A 17,087-nucleotide genomic window follows, 5' to 3' on the forward strand; every position below is an offset into this window, starting at 1 on the left:
GGTGACCGCACCGATGCAGGGCACCGTGGTCAAAGTCGCTGTCGACGAAGGCCACACCGTCGAGGCCGGGGACCTCATCGCCGTCCTGGAAGCGATGAAGATGGAAAACCCCGTCAACGCCCACAAAGCAGGCACCATCACCGGCCTGACCGTCACCGCAGGCGACGCCATCACCCAAGGCACCGTCCTCGCAGAAATCAAATAACGACATATCGGTAGCGATGCGAATTTTGGCTCGAATCCGGGCCTTGGATAGCGTTACCCTGTAGCAATGTCCGAGCTTCCGGAAATTCGTATCGGTACAGCTGATCGGGAAAAGGCGCTCGACGCGCTGAGCCTGCACTTCAGCGAGGGTCGCCTCACGGTTCCCGAGTTCGACGAGCGCAGTGCCACTATCGCTTCGGCCACGACGCGTGGGGAGCTCGACACAGTATTCGTCGATCTCCCCGCGACGCCGGGTACGGCCCAGGCACCTGCTCGGACCGGGGCGTCGCCCGTTCCGGCAACGGCCGGAACCGGTATCGACTGGCGTGCAGTGGTGATGCCGGTGGTGATATTCGGTTCCCTGGCATTGTTCTTCCTCACCGACTTCGATCAGAACTGGCTCTTCTTCCTTCTCATTCCGTTGGCGGGTGCGGTGCTGTCGGCAGGTGGCCATTCCAAGAACGAGAAAAGGAAGAAGAAGAGGGATCGTTGAAGGCGCTTCTGTTCGATGTGTTCGGCACGGTGGTCGATTGGCGCACCAGTGTGGCCCGTGAGGTCGAATCTCTGTGTGGTTCCGACGTGGACAGTCATGCATTCGCCGACCGCTGGCGCAGCCTGTATCAACCGGCGATGGAACAGGTCAGGTCGGGTAGTCGACCGTTCACCCGGCTCGACGTACTTCATCTCGAGTCTCTTCGAGTCGTACTGTCGGAGTTCGACGTTCAGCTCGACGACGCCGACGTCGCATCCTTGAACAACGTGTGGCACCGATTGGATCCGTGGCCGGACTCGGTGCCCGGTCTCACGAGACTGCGGACCGATTTCATCATCGCCCCACTCTCCAACGGCAATATCTCGTTGCTTCTCGACATGGCCAAGAACGCTGGGCTGCCGTGGGACGCGATCCTCGGTGCAGAACCGGTCCAGGCGTACAAGCCCATGCCCGACGCGTATCTCCGCACCGCGGACATTCTGGGCCTGGAGCCGAGCGAATGCATGATGGTCGCTGCCCACAACAGTGATCTCATGGCAGCAGCCGACTGCGGGTTCGCTACGGCCTTCGTCGCCCGTCCACTCGAACACGGGCCGAGCCAGACCGCCGACCTCGCCGCGGAGTCGGACTGGACCCACAGCGTCGACTCGATCGAATCTCTCGCAACGCAATTGGGCTGCTGACCGCACCTGCCGCTCAGTGACGCGCGAGAGGAATCAGTTGGCGCGCAATCCACGCGTCCACGTCCCGATGCGACCGGAAGCGGACAATCGTCAGCTCTGGGCGGCGCACACTCAGTTGCCGCACCCGCTCGGTGGTCGACCGATCGGTGTTCCACGCCCATCGAATGATGTGCTCACGGTCGAGGAAGATGCGGTGCAGTGGCGGCTCGATGTTCCCGTTCCACAGCTCACGCCTACCGAACCTGCGGCGTAGCGTCCGAATTGTCACCTGCCGCATGACTGTTCGACGGGGTAGGTCGAGCCACAGGAACAGCTCGGCTCGATCGGCGAGACGGTCTCGGACATACTGCCATTCGGTGACCCACGAAGAACGTGCAACGAACTCGTCGACGTCGTGCTCGAAGGTCGGACGCGGTGTCCAGTTCGGGCCGTGGAACAGGCTGTCGATCTCGATGTGTTCGATGCCGAGCAGGCACCCGAGGCGCGCGGCCAGCGTGGTCTTGCCGGAACCGGATGTCCCCGCGACGACGATTCGCGCAGGGCGATGTGGCAGCGCGGCATCCGGTCCGAAAATCACGACCGCGTTGCTCGTGTGCGGGCCAACAGATACGCCTGAGGCGTGGGTTCGTGCCCCATCGGGGCTCGATGCACGCGCACGTCCACCTCGAAGTCCGCGTCGACGAGCATGCCCGCGACTGCGTCGGGGTCGAGTCGATAGGCGTCGTAGGAGACCGAGTGCCCGTAGACGTGTTCGAGCCGCACTCGCTGGTCGCCGGACTGAAATGCCAAGAGCAGTGAACCGTTGGGCATGAGCACTCGATGCAGTTCGGCGAACACGGCAGGCAGGTGCGCCGGAGGGGTGTGGATGATCGAGTACCAGGCAACGATCCCGGCGACGGAGCTGTCCCCCGCGTCCAACGCCTCCATGGATCCGACACCGAATCGCAGGTGCGGATGTTCGCGCCGAGCGACCTCGATCATGTTGGGCGACAAATCTATTCCCGCTACGTCGAGGCCGAGGCGGTGCAGCTCCGCGGTGACGCGGCCGGATCCGCAGCCCACCTCCAGAACGGACCCGCTCGGTACCCGGGCCGCGAATGTCGCCAACAATCCGTGCTCGAGATGTCGGCCGTCGAGCTCGTCGCGGACGAGGTCGGCGTAGCTTTCGGCGACGGTGTCGTAGACAGATCTCGTCATCGAAACATGCTGGTGCTCGGCCACGGTGGCTACGGTACCGGCTCACCCGGCGTCGGCAGGTACGAGTGCGTCAGCATCTCGAAGAAGTGACCGGTCGGGTCGCGGAAGTACACTCCGCGGCCACCGTGCCCGGTGTTGACGGTGCCGGGTTCGGTCATCCGAGGATCGGCCCAGTGCTCGACGCCCTGGTCGACAAGCCTGGCGTAGGCCGCATCGAACAGATCGTCGCTGACTCGAAAGGCGTAGTGCTGGAACTGAATATCGTCGAAGGGAGGCTCGGCGAATTGAACGAGCGTGCCGTCGGTGAGTTGCACGTTGACGAACGGCCCCCACGACGGTGCCTCCGGCAGAGAGAACAGCGTGCGAAAGAACGCCGCAGAGTCGGAACTGTTCTTCGCCACGATGATGGTGTGATCGAACGAAATGGACATGCGCTGCTCCTGGGCAGTACGACGCCTCCATGCCTGACGCAGTCCGTCATCGACACGCGACGCTGCCGCCGATGCTCGCACGGACCCCGAATCCGAGTCAACCGGTGAATTCACGGCCGCAGTTCGGTCATCTCCGATGACAGCATTGCCGAGGAAAGGACCACAGCATGGTCGGCAGACTTCTGTTCGTTCACGGTGCCGGCGGATTCGTCGACGACGCACCGCTGGCCAACGGGCTTGCGCAGGCTCTGCGCCTCGACCCTCGGATGCCGGAGCTGCCCGACACCGCGATGGGTTTCGAGGACTGGGCCGAACCAGTTCGGCAGCACCTGGACCGGCTCGGACCCGACGATGCGGTGATTGCGCATTCTTTCGGCGCATCGATCCTCGTCAGGGTCTTGGCAGAACATCGCCGGGAGCGACCCCTGCGAGCCACTCTGTTGGCAATGCCGGACTGGACGCCGCGTGGGTGGGACGTCGCCGACTACGCGTTCACCACCCAGGAGCCCGAGACCGACCTGACGCTGCTTCACTGCGGGGACGACGACGTGGTTCCCATTTCTCACCTGGCGCTGAACTCGAAGGCTCTTCCGTCGGCGACGGTGGTCGAGTTCCCGACCGGTGGTCATCAGTTCGACGGCATGATCGACGCCGTTGCCGCTCGAATCCTCCGACCGGGCGCTCACCGATAGTCGTGATCGATTCCCGTTGCCCAGTGCGAACATTCGACGGCAACGACGTCGTCTCTTCCCCGCAGGAAGTCTCGGGCACCGGAGTCTCCCGATGCCGATGCCACGGCTGCGTCCACGTGTCGATGCGCCAGAACGACAGGATGGCCGGGACGGCCGTCGAACACGGCCCTGGCGAGACCGGTTTCCCGCGCGGCGGCGAGTACTGCCCGCACCACCTCGGGTCCGACGTCCGGGGTGTCGACCACGTGCACCACCGCGTATTCCGCGTCCGCCGTCGCCGCCAAACCGGCGGTGAAGGAGGCGCTCATGCCCTGGTTCCAGTGGGGCGTGTGCACCGCGATCACGCCGTCGGGCATGGGCGCATCTGCTGCGCCGAGAACCACGACCACGCGATCACAGCCACCGTCGCGCAGCGCCTGCACCGCCGTCCGCAACCACAGCCCGTCGTGGGCGAGAACCTTGGGCGATCCGTATCGCGTTCCGGCACCGGCGGCCAGTAGCACTCCGACGGCCAGGTCCGACACGATCGCTCCCTTCTCCGTTGGATGGAGTCTTGGATGTTCGCACAACGTCCACGTCGAGTACGCCCCGAAGTTTGTGCGCGCTCGACTAGCGAGGATAGGCGTGATGGCTGATTCTTAGTGCACTTCTCCTGCAGCGTCGCAGGAATCCTGCCCTGTTGCTTCCGCGAGGTGCCCACCCATGTCCGTCAAGCCCACCACACGCAAACGTGTCCATCCTGTCGACGAAGTGCTTCCCGTTCCGAAACTTGCCGCCTACGGGTTCCAACATGTCGTCGCGTTCTACGCAGGCGCTGTCCTGGTACCGATCATCATCGGCAGCGCGATCGGACTGACCAACGAACAGTTGATCCACCTGATCAATGCGGATCTGTTCACCTGCGGCATCGCATCGATCATTCAATCGGTCGGATTCTGGAAGGTCGGCGTTCGACTCCCGCTGCTGCAGGGTGTGACGTTCGCCGGTGTCTCTCCGGTGATCGCGATCGCGATGGCGAACGGCGGCGGCACCGAGGGGTTGCTGTACGTCTACGGTGCCGTCATCGTCGCCGGACTCGTCACCTTCTTCATGGCTCCGTACTTCAGCAAGCTGCTGCGGTTCTTCCCGCCGGTGGTGACCGGTACCGTCATCACGATCATCGGTGTCGCGCTGCTCCCGGTGGCCGTCAACGATGCGGTGACCAATCCCGCTACGCACGAGCAGGATCCGACGAACGGCCGGTGGATGGCGTACGCGATCGGCACGCTGCTGATCATCGTGCTGATCCAACGTTTCTTCAAGGGCTTCATGGCCACCATCGCCGTGCTGCTCGGCCTCGTGATCGGAAGCGCCGTGGCATTCGTGCTGGGAGACATGAACTTCGACGGCACCTCGGATGCATCGTGGGTCGGCTTCACCCAACCCTTCCTGTTCGGAGTACCCAAATTCAGTGTCATCGCGATCATTTCGATGATCGTGGTCATGCTCATCATCGCCGTCGAAACCACCGGCAGTGTGTATGCGACGGGTGAGATCGTCGGCAAGCGCATCAAGAAGGACGACATCGCAGCGACTCTGCGGGCGGACGGAGTGGCCACCGTCATCGGCGGTACGTTCAACTCGTTCCCGTATACGGCGTTCTCGGAGAATGTGGGCCTGGTGCGCCTGACCGGTGTGCGCAGCCGGTGGGTCGTCGCCGTGGCCGGCGGCATCATGATCCTGCTCGGCCTGCTGCCCAAGACCGCGGCGGTCGTCGCGTCCATCCCGCCACCGGTACTCGGTGGTGCCGCGCTGGCGCTGTTCGCGACCGTCGCCGTGGTCGGAATCCAGACGCTGTCGAAGGTGGACTTCACCGATCATCGCAACCTGATCATCGTGGCCACCAGTCTCGGACTGGCGATGCTGGTGACCATTCAACCGTCGGTCTCCGAGGGCGTGCCGGATTGGCTCGAGATGTTGTTCGGCAGCGGCATCGTTCTCGGCGCGGTGTCCGCGATCGTGCTCAACGTGTTGTTCTTCCACATCGGCAACCGCGGCCAGGCGGTTGCAGGCGGTCCGGGTAAAGGCATCACCCTCGACAAGGTCAACGAGATGTCCGCCGAGGACTTCGCCGCCACGTTCGGCGGCCTGGTGCAGGGCACTCCGTGGGTGGTCGAACGCGCCTACCAGCAGCGCCCTTTCGCCGATGCGCACGGTCTGCGCGAGGCCTTCCAGGAGGCACTGTTGGCCGGCACCACCGAGGAACAGATCGAGCTGATCAACAGCTACCCCGATCTCGGCAGCGAGGACGCCACCGGCACCCTCAACGCGGCCGATCACGTCGGCCTGTCCAACCTCGAGGAGGACGAACACAACAACATCGTCCAACTCGCCGCCGAGTACAGGGAACACTTCGGCTTCCCGCTGGTGATCTGCGCGCGGGAGACCGAACGCTACGATCGAGTCCTGGCCAACGGCTGGTCTCGCGTCGAGAACGCACCGTCGGCCGAGCGGTCGTTCGCGATGATCGAGATTGCCAAGATCGCCAACTACCGGTTCGACGATCTCGTGGCCGATGCCAACCCGATCGCGGCCGCGCGGTTCGGTCGCATCAACGATTTCAGATAGAGAGCGCGAGTTGCTACACGAATGGATAGGGCTCGACGGGTTCAATCGGCTCAGTGACAGGCAGGCGATGCATGCGCTCTACGAGTGCTGCGCGTCGTCGATCTGGGCCCGTCGAGTCGCCCACGGTCGCCCCTTCGACAGCCGAGACATGCTGTTGGACAGAGCAGATCGGGTGTTGGCCGAACTACCCGAGGCGGAGATCGACCATGCGCTCGACGGTCATCCTCGGATCGGAGGCAAGGCCGACAACCCGTCGTCGAAACGTGAGCAGGCCGCGGTGACGAGCGCGGGCACCGAGGTGCTCGACAAGCTGGCGGCGGGAAATCGTTCCTACGAGGAGAAGTTCGGTCACGTCTACCTGGTGTGCGCCACCGGCAGATCCGCGGAGGAACTGCTCGCTATCCTCGAGGAGAGGCTCGACAACGATGCCGAAACCGAAAGACGGGTGCTGCGCGTGGAACTGGCCAAGATCAATCGAATTCGCCTCGGCCGCATGCTGGGCCCCGAGCAGTGACGGGATTGTCGACGCACGTCCTCGACGCGACGTCGGGGACACCTGCGGTAGGGATGAGGGTGCGGTTGTTCCATCCCGAGGAAGGCGAGATCTCCACGGCCACCACCGATGGCGACGGCCGCATCGGCGAGGTCGTGCCCGGTCCGATCGATCCGGGCGTGTACCGCCTGTCGTTCGACACCGGCGACTACTTCGAGGCGACGAGAACACCGAGCTTCTATCCCGAGGTGTCCATCTCGTTCACCGTCACCGATCCCGACGCCCACTACCACGTCCCATTGCTGTTGTCCCCCTTCGCTTATTCGACCTATCGCGGGAGCTGACATGACCGACCTGACCGGCAAGATCGTCCTCGGATCCAATCAGTACGGCAAGGCCGAGAACCGCGTGGTGCGGATCTATCGGGACTCGCCCCGGCACGAGATCCACGACATCAACGTCTCGAGCGCTCTGCGTGGCGATTTCTCTCCCGCGCATCTGGTGGGTGATCAATCCAATGTGCTTCCCACCGATACTCAGAAGCAGACCGCTTATGCGTACGCGAAGACCAAGGGATTGCTCCACCTGGAGAGTTACGGCCTCGATCTGGCCCGCCACTTCGTCGACGATGTGGAGCCGGTGGAGGGTGCGCGCATCGAACTCGAGGAGTACGCGTGGGCTCGCGCGGTGATCGACGGCGTCGAGCACGATCACACGTGGACCCGCAAGGGCGAGGAGATCCGTACGTCGGCGGTGACCGTCGAGGGCAAGGGTGACGCGCAGCGGACGTGGGTGATCAGCGGCTTCAAGGAAATGGTGATTCTCAAGTCGACAGGTTCGGAGTTCCACGGATTCCTCGAGGACGACCTGACGATTCTCGAGCCCACGACCGACCGGGTGATGGCGACATCGTTGACAGCGCAGTGGCGATACACCACCACCGACGTCGAGTGGGACGGCGTCTACGCGGGCGTGAAGGCGGCGATGATCGAACGGTTCGCCAATTTGCAGTCACTGGCCCTCCAGCAGACCCTCTACGCCATGGGCGAGGCGGTGCTGGAGAAGTATCCGTTCATCGCCGAGATCACCATGTCCGCACCCAACAAGCATCACTTCGTCTACGACCTGGGCAAGTTCGGCATCGAGAACAATCTCGAGGTGTTCAACGCGGACGATCGGCCGTACGGTCTGATTCAGGCAACCGTCGAACGCGAGGATGCCCCGGACGCCGGAAGTGCCTGGCGGACATACTCTGTCGTCGGGTAGTGCGCTGAGTTCACGTGTGCAGTGCCGCAGTCCACTCCACCAACGGTGCGAGAGCTCGCCAGGCATCGCGCACCTTCGTCGCGGCCTTGGGTGTCTCGAGCCACGCGGGTGAGCCGAAATGCCTGCCCGCGGTGAGTGACTTGTGGCGCAGGAGGTCGATGCGCGGGTGGTCGAGCTCGTATCCCCGCGGCTTGGTCTTGAGCTTGTCGCCGCCGATCTCGTAGCCGGCCTTGGTCAGCGTCGCCAGTATCCGCTCGAGTTCGGCTCCGCGGACGTCGTCGTCGACGGTGCGGCGGTAGCGGGCAACGCCCTCGGACGAGGAGTTGTAGAAGCCGCCTGCAACGAACAATCCGGCGGGATCTATCTGCACGTAGAAGCCGAGACTGTCACCGCGAGCGACGAAGCCGCCCTGGTGGGTCTTGTACGGGGTCTTGTCCTTGGAGAAGCGAACGTCGCGGTAGGGGCGGAAGACCTTTGCGGTACCGAACTCCGATTCGAGTGTCGCGAGCAACGCCGTCATCGGACCCCTGACCGCGTTGTCGTAGACGTCCTTGTGCTCGTTCCACCAGAGCTTGCTGTTGTCGGCTTCGAGGTCCTCGTAGAAGTCCAGAGCCGCGAAGGGTATTCCGGTGAAGCCAGTCATCGTTCGATCCTATGCGGCCCCGGTAGCCGACGAACGAGGGATGGATTGAAGCGCGAGATAGACATCGAGCCGATCCGAGGTGGAACTCATATCGCGGCCCAGCAACTCCTCGACTCGCTTGATTCGGTACCGCACGGTGTTCAGGTGTACGTGCAACGATTCGGCCGTTCGGTTCCACGATCCGCCGGTGGCCAGGAACTCGCGGAGGGTATCGGTCAGACCGGCATCGGTTCGCCTGTCGTAGTCGAGCAGCGGCGCCAGAACGTGTTCGACGAACGACCGACGCACGTCGTCGGGCAGAGCCGAGAGCATCGTCACCGCCGATGTCGGCTGCGCACCCGCGGTGATGGTCACCGGGCTCGACCCTTGCCTGCTCATTTCCAGTGCGTGGCGGGCCGATCGCAGCGCGCCGTCGATGGTGATCCCGGTCGCTTCGGAACTGACGCCCACGAGCAGACGGCTGTGTCCGATGCCGGAGCCCAAGCGGCTCAATCGGGTTCGCAGTGTGTGCGTGAAGCTCGGATCGTCGGTGTTCACGACGGCGACGATGTCGCCGTGCGTGCTGCATCCGACGCACCCGCCGCCGAAGGAGGTCAGGGTGTCGCTCAGAACCGTGCGCAGCATCTCGCGCAGGTCGATCCGTCCGCTGTGGACGACCCTGACGACGACCAGCGAGCGGTCCGGGTCGACTCCTGCCTGGCGCAGCCGCGTCATGGCTTCGGGTCTGGTGCTGTCGGTTTCGATCAACGCCACTGCCTGGTCGGCGATTTCACGACGGACCAGCCGCCCCTCCTCGCGTCGAGCACGATCGAGCGCGGCGATCGCCGCGAGCTGACCGAACGCGTCGGAGATGGCGGGTGGGAACGTCGCCATGTCTCCGGCCACTGCGAGGAACCATCGCGTGGTCCGCTGCACGAGCGACGGTCCGATACCGAAGATGCTGTACACATCGCCGTCACCGAGAGTGGTTGTCGTGGGGAGCCTTTCGGAGGACAGCGCGGCGTGCGTCAGCGTGTCCACGTCGGCATCGGTGAACGCCGAGACCTCGGCGACCAGCCGACGTCCGGTCGCGGTGAAGATCAGACACGCCATCCCGGTCTCCCTGGAGGTGTGCAACGCCAACTCGTCGAGCGCCCTGCCGTCCGCGATCGCCGCGAGCAGCTGACGTTGCCGGACGAGCGAGGTGTTCAGCATGGCTATGCGGTCTCCGGTGACACGGCCGACGAGGAACTCGGTCACCTCCCCGAACGACACGGCCTCGGGTATTGCGAGCAGCGGTAGACCGTGCCGCTCGCAGGCCTCGATCAGATCGGGTGGGACGTGGCCGAGAAGCCCTTCACCGGCGGCCAGTGCCGACGCTCCCGATTCGGTGACGGCCCGGACGAACATCTCACTGTCCGCGCGCGTTCGATGCCATACGAGACCGGTGATGACCAGCTCACCACCCGCGATGTAGCGCGACGGGTCGGGCAGATCCGTCGTGTACGTCCATCGCAACGTCCGACCCAGTGCGTCGGTATCGGAGGTGAGCAATCGAATGCCGAGCTGCGCGGCGTCCAGCAAGTCCTTGACCTGCACTGCGGTTCCTCCCCCGGCCCTCGCTGAGCGTGCCCGAAACAGCCGAGCGCGTAGGAAGAAACAGTATGTGTGGGTTGTTTCCACCGGGTTTCGGGCGTATCGCCGAACGACCGAAGATCGGTAACAGATACTCACTACAGTTCGAGAGAACACATCGGCTGGTGGATCTGCCGGCGTGGAGGATCCGCCGGCGAGGACGAGGGGTGAACGACGACCATGGATCTCGGTACTGTCGACGACATCGTGCTTCCCGGCTCCCGCGCGGACCTTCCGCCAGGACGTGTGGACACTGCGGTCCTCGCGGGAGGTACCTGGCTGTTCTCGGAGAAGCAGGACCATCTGGCCACCCTCGTCGACATCACCGCCTTGGGCTGGGAGCCGTTGACAGTCACCGAGACCGGGCTCTCGATCGCCGCGACGTGCACCATCGAGACGCTGGCACGCTACACCTCTCCGTGGCCGGCCACCGCGCTGTTTCCCCGCTGCGCAGCAGCATTGTTGGCCTCGTTCAAGATCTGGAAGACCGCCACCGTCGGCGGCAACATCGCGCTGGCTCTTCCTGCCGGAGCGATGATCTCGTTGACCGCAGCCCTCGACGGCGTCGGGCAGGTGTGGTCGGGCGATGGCCCCGATCACGACTATCGCATCGCGATCGCAGACCTGGTCACGGGCCCGCACGCCAATGCCCTCCGACCGGGAGACGTGCTGCGCAGTATCGATGTTCCACTGCACGCTCTCCAGTCGCGAACGGCGATGCGCAAGCTCGCGCTGTCACCGCTCGGCCGATCGGCGGCCGTGGTGATCGGGCGGGTCGACGAGGGCGGCGAGTTCGTTCTGACCGTCAGCGCGTCGACCGTCCGTCCGTTCGTTCTGCGCTTCCCGGCCCTGCCGACGGCGGGCGAGCTCGACGACGCGCTCGCCGCCACCATCGGTCCCCAGCACTGGTACGACGACCCCCACGGGGCTCCGGACTGGCGGCGTCACATCAGTTGCACTGCAGCGCAGCAGATTCGCGAGGAGTTGTCATGATCGTAGACATCAACGGTGTGCCGACCGATGTCACTCCACGGCCAGGTCAGTGTCTGCGCACCATGCTCCGTGAACACGACCACTTCGAGGTGAAGAAGGGGTGCGACGCGGGCGACTGCGGCGCATGTTCGGTTCTCGTCGACGGTGAACCGGTGCATTCGTGCATCTTCCCCGCGTTCCGTGCAGCGAACCGGTCCGTCACCACCGTTGCGGGGCTCGGTACACCGGACGATCTCCATCCGATGCAGAGCCGGTTCGTCGAAGCCGCCGGATTCCAATGTGGGTTCTGCACTGCGGGAATGATCGTCACGGCCTCGACGCTGACCGAGGGCGATCTGGACGAGCTTCCCGAACGACTGAAGGGAAACCTGTGTCGCTGCACCGGGTATCGCGCCGTGTCCGACGCGGTCTGCGGAGTGGTCAACACCGAGAAGTCCGTCGACGGTCCGGCGTGTGGACGGTCCCTCGCGGCACCGGCAAGTACCCGCATCGTCACCGGAACCGAGCCGTACACACTCGACCACACCCCTCCCGGATTGCTGCACGCCAGTGTTCTCGGAAGTCCACATGCACATGCCCGGATCGTGTCCATCGATACCAGCGCGGCCGAGCAGGTGCCGGGCGTCGAGTTGATCCTGACTGCGAAAGACAGTCCGAGAACCGCGTTCTCGACGGCCCGACACGACCGCCGCGTCGACGATCCGGACGACACCCACGTTCTCGATACCGTCGTGCGCTTCATCGGCCAGCGAGTGGCGATCGTGGTAGCAGAATCGGTCGCGGCAGCCGAGGAAGGGTGCCGCGCTCTCGTCGTCGAGTACGACGTGCTGCCCGCAGTGTTCGATCCGGAGTCCGCGCTCGCCCACGATGCGCCGAAGATCCACGGCGACAAGGACGCGACGGCTCGGATCGCGGATCCGTCGCGCAATCTGGTGGCCGAGCTGCACGGCAGTACCGGGGACGTCGACGCAGGCGTTCGCGACGCAGCTGCGGTGGTCACCGGTCGCTGGACCACTCAGCGGATTCAGCACGTGCACTTGGAAACCCACGGCACCATCGGCTGGTTGGACGAGACCGGAAAGCTGAATCTGCGCACCAGCACTCAGGTTCCGTTTCTGGTGCGAGACGAGATCTGCGAGATCTTCGGCTTGGCACGCGATCGCGTCCGCGTGTTCACCGCGCGCGTCGGCGGCGGATTCGGCGGCAAGCAGGAGTTGCTCACCGAGGACGTGGTGGCGCTGGCGGTACTGCGTACCGGTAGACCGGTGCAGTTCGAGTTCACGCGCACGGACGAGTTCACCGTGTCGCCGTGTCGTCACCCGTTCCGTGTCGACGTCACCGCCGCCGCGAGCGCCGACGGTATCCTGACGGCCCTGGCGATCGACGTCCTCACCGACGCCGGTGCCTACGGGAACCACAGTGCCGGTGTGATGTTCCACGGCTGCGGCGAGTCGGTGGCGATCTACCGGTGCGCCAACAAGCGGGTCGACGCGAAAACCGTGTACACCAACAACATTCCGTCCGGAGCCTTCCGCGGTTACGGGTTGGGGCAGGTGATGTTCGCGATCGAATCGGCGATGGACGATCTCGCCCGAGAGATCGATATCGATCCGTTCGAGTTCCGCAGGCGCAACGTGATCGTCCCCGGCGACGACATCGTCGCCGCCCACCACGAGGCGGACGATCTGCAGTTCGGCAGCTACGGCCTCGACCAGTGCATCGATCTGGCCGAAGCCGCTCTGCGACGCGGCAACGGCGAGCACGCACCGGCGGGATGGAAGGTCGGCGAAGGGATGGCGGTGGCCATGATCGCGACCATTCCGCCGCGCGGTCACCGCGCCGAGACCTCGGTGGCGTTGCTGCCCGAGGGTCGGTACGAGATACGGGTCGGGACTGCAGAATTCGGCAACGGCACCACCACCGTCCACACTCAGATCGCGGCGAGTGAGCTGGGCACGTCCGTCGACCGCATCGGAGTCGATCAATCCGATACCGACTCGGTCACGTACGACACGGGCGCATTCGGTTCGGCGGGCACCGTGGTGGCGGGCAAGGCCCTGTACGCGGCGGTTCGCGCGATGTCGACTCGGATCCTGGAGTTGGCCGCCGCCGCGACCGGACACCGGAATTCGGACTGCACACTCGGACCGGAGGGGGTGCGCTGCGGAGATCGCTTCGTCACCCTCGACGACGTTCTGACGATGGCAGGAGGCACCCTCGTGACCGCGGGCAACAGTGGTGGGCTGCCGCGTTCGCTCGCGTTCAACGTGCACGCGTTCCGGGTGGCGGTGCACGAGGACACCGGTACCGTGAAAATACTGCAGTCGGTGCAGAGCGCGGACGCAGGAACCGTGATGAACCCGCAGCAGTGCCGTGGACAGGTCGAGGGTGGCGTCGCCCAGGCGATCGGGAGCGCACTGTACGAGGAGATTCGTACCGACGGGGCCGGTCTGGTCACCACCGATTCGATTCGCAGCTATCACGTTCCGCAGTTCGCGGACATTCCCCGCACCGAGGTTCTGTTCGCCGACACCTACGACCGTCTGGGTCCCTTCGGTGCCAAGTCGATGAGCGAGTCTCCGTACAACCCCGTGGCACCGGCTCTGGCCAACGCGATCCGTGACGCCGTCGGTGCCCGACTGTACGACCTGCCCATGTCGTCGGACCGGGTGTGGCGTGCGGTCAGCGGTCGTAGAAGGTCTGCAGAATGATCGTGCTGCGTGTCCGCACGTTGGCGGTTGCTCGGATCTCCTGCAGCAGACGCTCGAGCGCCCTCGGCGACTCGACGCGTACCAGCAGGACGTAGCTTTCCTCACCGGCAACCGAGTGGCACGACTCGATGGCCGACAGATGCTTCAACCTGGCGGGGGCATCGTCCGGTTGCGCGGGATCGATCGGAGTGATGGCCACGAACGCCGACAGCGGCCGACCGAGGGCCTCCGGGTCGACCTGCGCCGTGTACCCACGGATCACGCGTCGGGACTCCAGCCGCCTGACTCTGGATTGAACGGCCGAGACGGACAGCGAAGCCTTCTCCGCCAACGTCGCCAGAGTGGCGCGTCCGTCGGAGACAAGCTCGTCGATGATCAAACGATCGACGCGATCGAGATTTTCACTCACCTGCGCAATGTAGCCCAGATCCCGAACGAATCAGCGGCCAGATCCGTTATCGCTGGTCGAATCGGTGCTTGTGCCTCTTTTCGATCGTCCGGCAGAGGTCACACGAAGAGCGGCGGTAGGGCGAGAACCATGACCGCCGACCAACTGACGTGCGTCAGGATCGGCGCCAGAATTCCGCCGGACGCACGCCGCTGCAGTCCCATCACGTACCCCAGAAGTACCGCGGCGAAGCCGAGCATCGGGTTGCCCGAGGCGAGGGTGGCGATCGCGTAGACGACCGTCGAGATGATGACCGGATGCCTGACGCCGATGGCCGCGTACAACGCTCCTCGGAAGAAGATCTCCTCGGCGACGCCGTTGAGCAGCGCGATGAACACGATGAGCACCAGCGAACCCACCCGAGCGTGCGCCAGTACGTTCTCGGTGAAGTCGGCGAGCGGCGGTATCTGCCGAACGACGAGTCCGCCGAGCATGAACACCCCACCGACGGCGAGGCCGATCAGGATGGGTGTGACGATCGGTCGCCTGATCGATCCCCCGACCTGAATGCGTCCGAGATGCAATGGGCCCGAAAGGAATCCACCTACCGTCCACACCGCAGCCAACACCAGGGTCAGTGCGTAGAACGCCGGATCGCCCGGCTCGACCTTGAGCGAGAAATAGAGCACCGTCGCACCGATCACCAGTGTGATCAGCACGATGATCCGCCGCTTGCGGAACGCTGCGTCGGACTCCTTGTGATCGCGCTCGACCGGGTCGACCAGAGCTGACTTCATCACGTTGAGCGCGGTCGTGGACCACGTTCCCATCACGCCTCCTCGGTATCGGTCAGTCGGCGCACGACCGACCTCGCGCGTCGATTCACGTCGGCCATCACGTCGAGATTGGTCCGCACCGCCGCCGCAACGGGCTTCGAGTACAGCAGTCGACGCCCACCGAGGGCTTCGATCAACCCCCACGTGCGGTCCGACGACGCCGCGACACCGCGACGCCTGATCCCCAGGGCGTCACCGCCGCTCCACGCCGCGTCGGTGTTCGCCAGCCGAAGCGGATCCTTCAGGGAGCACACACCGGGAGGGTCACCGACCATTCCCCGCACACTACGGGCCATGGCGTCGGCAATCGTGGTGAGACCTCGGGGAGGGTCGGGAACGAGCTCGCGAATCCGACTCTCGGACGTCGTCATCGTGTTGTGCAATGATCCGACGAGATCCTCGGCGAGTCCGGCGGGAACCGGAATGATCTTTCCGATCACCTTTCCTGCGAGCGAGGTCGGCACCAGCGGCACCGGAACGCCGATGCGCTGGAGACCGGCAGCCTCGACGTACGCGAACACCAGATCTCGATACGGCACCACATCCGGCCCACCGATGTCGTAGGAGCCCGCCGGAACCGTCTCGGCGTCGGCGGACGCCACCAGGTAGTGCAGCACGTCGTCGACGGCGATGGGCTGCACGGGCTCGGCCAGCCAACTCGGCAGCGGCAGCACCGGCAAGCGGTCCGCGAGGTAACGCAACATCTCGTACGACGTCGAACCGGCACCGAGGACGATGGCCGCTCTGAGCCAGACCAGCTCGACGCCGTCCACCGTCAGTTCCTCGCCGACGTCCGCCCGGCTCGCGAGGTGCTCCGACAGATGGTCGTCGTCGGGTACGAAACCGCCGAGGTAGACGATTCGGCGTACTCCCGCACGGGCGGCCGCGGCTGCGAACTGCTCGGCGGATCGTCGGTCCTGCGCGCGGTAATCCGACTCGCCGATGGCGTGAACGAGATAGTAGGCGACATCGATGTCACCGGATTCCGCGAACGCGGCCGCGCAGGACCGTTCGTCGGTGACGTCGAGCGAGACTGCGGTGACGGAGTCGAAGAAGTCGAAGGTCCGCAGGTTGTCCGGCGTTCGGGAGCCGACGACGACGTCGGCATCGTCGGCCAGCAGCGCTGCCACCAACCGCGACCCGATGTATCCGCTGGCACCGGTGACGAGAGCTCTCATGCGTCGAGGCTAACGGCACTCGGGGCGTGGTGTCGGTGTGGCATTGTCGCTCCTATGGCTCTGGTCTTGGCAGGTGTGGTTCTCCCCGATCCCCTCGGTACCGAAACGGTGCTCCGGCGCGGAGTCGCGGTAGCGCGGGCCGGAGCGGGCTGGATGCTCACCACGACCGCTTTCGCGCTTACCCTCCCCGGCCGAATCGAAGCACTGCTGACGCGTATTGAGATGTTGATGACACGCATCGATCACGTGATCGACTCCGCCGACGCCGTGGTCGCCAGCGTGCAGCGGACGACCGGTGCCGCGGACGACGTGGTCGCCTCGGCATCGGTCGCCTCGCACACCGCGCTCGAACTGATCGAGTTGTTCGATCCCATCGCCAAGAAATCCGAACCCATGGCCCGCAAGTTCGTCGACAACCTCTCGGAGGAGGAAGTCGACGCAGCGATCGCCATGGTCGATCAGCTGCCTGGACTCCTCGCTCACATGGAAGCGCTGCTTCCCATCCTCGCCACCCTCGACACGGTGTCCCCCGAGATTCACGAGCTGCTCGGAGTCACCAAGGACGTCCGGCGCGCGGTCATCGGAATCCCCGGATTCAAGTTCTTCCGAAACCGCGGCGAGGACAAGCTGGCCGACGAAGAGCGATTCGAGGACTGAC

Annotated in this window: 20 protein-coding genes; 11 read left to right on the forward strand and 9 right to left on the reverse strand. The window is 64.7% G+C overall.

Features of this window, described 5'->3' with window-relative positions:
- The 3 genes from CH296_RS00070 to CH296_RS00080 form a co-directional block, all read left to right on the forward strand.
- Positions 1 to 205: biotin/lipoyl-containing protein (locus CH296_RS00070; protein ID WP_143546281.1), on the forward strand; the 205-nt coding region annotated here is incomplete at its 5' end.
- 66 nt (positions 206 to 271) lie between these two features.
- Entirely contained in the window at positions 272 to 697 is a 426-nt protein-coding gene (locus CH296_RS00075; RefSeq protein WP_094645304.1) for a DUF1707 domain-containing protein, read from the forward strand.
- Complete coding sequence (locus CH296_RS00080; protein WP_094645306.1) at positions 694 to 1,380, forward strand: haloacid dehalogenase type II; 687 nt, start codon at positions 694 to 696, stop codon at positions 1,378 to 1,380. The genes CH296_RS00075 and CH296_RS00080 overlap by 4 nt, the downstream gene beginning before the upstream one ends.
- Before the next feature lie 13 nt (positions 1,381 to 1,393).
- On the opposite strand, the gene CH296_RS00085 is transcribed toward CH296_RS00080, so the two are convergent.
- The 3 genes from CH296_RS00085 to CH296_RS00095 are packed head-to-tail and all read right to left on the reverse strand — an operon-like array spanning position 1,394 to position 3,008.
- Positions 1,394 to 1,954, reverse strand: coding sequence for an AAA family ATPase (locus CH296_RS00085; protein ID WP_094628580.1), 561 nt, complete (start codon positions 1,952 to 1,954; stop codon positions 1,394 to 1,396).
- Positions 1,954 to 2,577 carry a class I SAM-dependent methyltransferase gene (locus tag CH296_RS00090; RefSeq protein ID WP_094683787.1) on the reverse strand — a complete coding sequence of 208 codons (624 nt, stop codon included), beginning with the start codon at positions 2,575 to 2,577 and terminating at the stop codon, positions 1,954 to 1,956. The genes CH296_RS00085 and CH296_RS00090 overlap by 1 nt, the downstream gene beginning before the upstream one ends.
- A gap of 29 nt (positions 2,578 to 2,606) precedes the next feature.
- Complete coding sequence (locus tag CH296_RS00095) at positions 2,607 to 3,008, reverse strand: VOC family protein (protein ID WP_094683788.1); 402 nt, start codon at positions 3,006 to 3,008, stop codon at positions 2,607 to 2,609.
- Positions 3,009 to 3,175: 167 nt separating this feature from the next.
- Between CH296_RS00095 and CH296_RS00100 the strand changes: the two genes are divergently transcribed.
- Positions 3,176 to 3,700 (forward strand): alpha/beta fold hydrolase, encoded by a 525-nt coding sequence (locus CH296_RS00100; protein ID WP_094628562.1) that lies wholly within the window; start codon positions 3,176 to 3,178, stop codon positions 3,698 to 3,700.
- Here CH296_RS00100 and CH296_RS00105 read toward each other — a convergent pair.
- A complete protein-coding gene (locus tag CH296_RS00105; RefSeq protein WP_094683789.1) occupies positions 3,691 to 4,227 on the reverse strand; it encodes an NTP transferase domain-containing protein in 537 nt (178 codons plus the stop codon). The genes CH296_RS00100 and CH296_RS00105 overlap by 10 nt on opposite strands.
- Before the next feature lie 175 nt (positions 4,228 to 4,402).
- Between CH296_RS00105 and uraD (CH296_RS00110) the strand changes: the two genes are divergently transcribed.
- The 4 genes from uraD (CH296_RS00110) to pucL are packed head-to-tail and all read left to right on the forward strand — an operon-like array spanning position 4,403 to position 8,066.
- On the forward strand, positions 4,403 to 6,307 hold the full coding sequence (uraD, locus tag CH296_RS00110; protein WP_094683704.1) for a 2-oxo-4-hydroxy-4-carboxy-5-ureidoimidazoline decarboxylase: 1,905 nt from the start codon (positions 4,403 to 4,405) through the stop codon (positions 6,305 to 6,307).
- Positions 6,308 to 6,317: 10 nt separating this feature from the next.
- Positions 6,318 to 6,821, forward strand: a complete 504-nt coding sequence (gene uraD, locus CH296_RS00115; protein WP_032397426.1) for a 2-oxo-4-hydroxy-4-carboxy-5-ureidoimidazoline decarboxylase — start codon at positions 6,318 to 6,320, stop codon at positions 6,819 to 6,821.
- Complete coding sequence (gene uraH, locus CH296_RS00120) at positions 6,818 to 7,144, forward strand: hydroxyisourate hydrolase (protein WP_032397427.1); 327 nt, start codon at positions 6,818 to 6,820, stop codon at positions 7,142 to 7,144. The genes uraD (CH296_RS00115) and uraH overlap by 4 nt, the downstream gene beginning before the upstream one ends.
- 1 nt (position 7,145) lies before the next feature.
- The gene (pucL, locus tag CH296_RS00125; protein ID WP_094683097.1) at positions 7,146 to 8,066 is read left to right on the forward strand and encodes a factor-independent urate hydroxylase; all 921 of its coding nucleotides are present in this window, start codon (positions 7,146 to 7,148) and stop codon (positions 8,064 to 8,066) included.
- Positions 8,067 to 8,076: 10 nt separating this feature from the next.
- On the opposite strand, the gene CH296_RS00130 is transcribed toward pucL, so the two are convergent.
- Positions 8,077 to 8,709 (reverse strand): DUF2461 domain-containing protein, encoded by a 633-nt coding sequence (locus CH296_RS00130; RefSeq protein WP_094683705.1) that lies wholly within the window; start codon positions 8,707 to 8,709, stop codon positions 8,077 to 8,079.
- A 9-nt stretch (positions 8,710 to 8,718) separates the two neighbouring features.
- On the reverse strand, positions 8,719 to 10,287 hold the full coding sequence (locus tag CH296_RS00135) for a PucR family transcriptional regulator (RefSeq protein ID WP_094683706.1): 1,569 nt from the start codon (positions 10,285 to 10,287) through the stop codon (positions 8,719 to 8,721).
- Between the two features lie 216 nt (positions 10,288 to 10,503).
- On the opposite strand from CH296_RS00135, the gene CH296_RS00140 reads away from it, so the two are divergent.
- Positions 10,504 to 11,316, forward strand: a complete 813-nt coding sequence (locus tag CH296_RS00140; RefSeq protein ID WP_032397431.1) for an FAD binding domain-containing protein — start codon at positions 10,504 to 10,506, stop codon at positions 11,314 to 11,316.
- Entirely contained in the window at positions 11,313 to 14,027 is a 2,715-nt protein-coding gene (locus tag CH296_RS00145; protein ID WP_094683707.1) for a molybdopterin cofactor-binding domain-containing protein, read from the forward strand. Before CH296_RS00140 ends, CH296_RS00145 begins: the two co-directional genes overlap by 4 nt.
- On the opposite strand, the gene CH296_RS00150 is transcribed toward CH296_RS00145, so the two are convergent.
- The 3 genes from CH296_RS00150 to CH296_RS00160 form a co-directional block, all read right to left on the reverse strand.
- A complete protein-coding gene (locus tag CH296_RS00150) occupies positions 13,999 to 14,436 on the reverse strand; it encodes an Lrp/AsnC family transcriptional regulator (RefSeq protein ID WP_032397433.1) in 438 nt (145 codons plus the stop codon). The two genes, CH296_RS00145 and CH296_RS00150, sit on opposite strands and share 29 nt — an antisense overlap.
- A 98-nt stretch (positions 14,437 to 14,534) precedes the next feature.
- The gene (locus tag CH296_RS00155) at positions 14,535 to 15,245 is read right to left on the reverse strand and encodes a CPBP family intramembrane glutamic endopeptidase (RefSeq protein WP_094645320.1); all 711 of its coding nucleotides are present in this window, start codon (positions 15,243 to 15,245) and stop codon (positions 14,535 to 14,537) included.
- On the reverse strand, positions 15,245 to 16,429 hold the full coding sequence (locus tag CH296_RS00160) for an NAD(P)H-binding protein (RefSeq protein ID WP_094683708.1): 1,185 nt from the start codon (positions 16,427 to 16,429) through the stop codon (positions 15,245 to 15,247). Before CH296_RS00160 ends, CH296_RS00155 begins: the two co-directional genes overlap by 1 nt.
- A gap of 54 nt (positions 16,430 to 16,483) precedes the next feature.
- Here CH296_RS00160 and CH296_RS00165 point away from each other — a divergent pair, with 54 nt between their 5' ends.
- Positions 16,484 to 17,086, forward strand: coding sequence for a ribulose 1,5-bisphosphate carboxylase large subunit (locus tag CH296_RS00165; protein WP_032397436.1), 603 nt, complete (start codon positions 16,484 to 16,486; stop codon positions 17,084 to 17,086).
- The last annotated feature ends 1 nt before the right edge of the window (position 17,087 follow it).

The organism is Rhodococcus sp. 14-2496-1d (assembly GCF_002259365.1).
In the GTDB taxonomy this organism is placed as follows: Bacteria; Actinomycetota; Actinomycetes; order Mycobacteriales; family Mycobacteriaceae; genus Rhodococcoides.

Coding starts and splice junctions, on each gene's coding strand:
- CH296_RS00130 (WP_094683705.1), bottom strand. CDS start 8,709: ATGACTGGCTTCACCGGAATACCCTTCGCGGCTCTGGACTTCTACGAG.
- CH296_RS00095 (WP_094683788.1), bottom strand. CDS start 3,008: ATGTCCATTTCGTTCGATCACACCATCATCGTGGCGAAGAACAGTTCC.
- CH296_RS00165 (WP_032397436.1), top strand. CDS start 16,484: ATGGCTCTGGTCTTGGCAGGTGTGGTTCTCCCCGATCCCCTCGGTACC.
- uraD (WP_094683704.1), top strand. CDS start 4,403: ATGTCCGTCAAGCCCACCACACGCAAACGTGTCCATCCTGTCGACGAA.
- CH296_RS00145 (WP_094683707.1), top strand. CDS start 11,313: ATGATCGTAGACATCAACGGTGTGCCGACCGATGTCACTCCACGGCCA.
- CH296_RS00100 (WP_094628562.1), top strand. CDS start 3,176: ATGGTCGGCAGACTTCTGTTCGTTCACGGTGCCGGCGGATTCGTCGAC.
- pucL (WP_094683097.1), top strand. CDS start 7,146: ATGACCGACCTGACCGGCAAGATCGTCCTCGGATCCAATCAGTACGGC.
- CH296_RS00075 (WP_094645304.1), top strand. CDS start 272: ATGTCCGAGCTTCCGGAAATTCGTATCGGTACAGCTGATCGGGAAAAG.
- CH296_RS00140 (WP_032397431.1), top strand. CDS start 10,504: ATGGATCTCGGTACTGTCGACGACATCGTGCTTCCCGGCTCCCGCGCG.
- CH296_RS00160 (WP_094683708.1), bottom strand. CDS start 16,429: ATGAGAGCTCTCGTCACCGGTGCCAGCGGATACATCGGGTCGCGGTTG.
- CH296_RS00090 (WP_094683787.1), bottom strand. CDS start 2,577: ATGACGAGATCTGTCTACGACACCGTCGCCGAAAGCTACGCCGACCTC.
- CH296_RS00155 (WP_094645320.1), bottom strand. CDS start 15,245: ATGGGAACGTGGTCCACGACCGCGCTCAACGTGATGAAGTCAGCTCTG.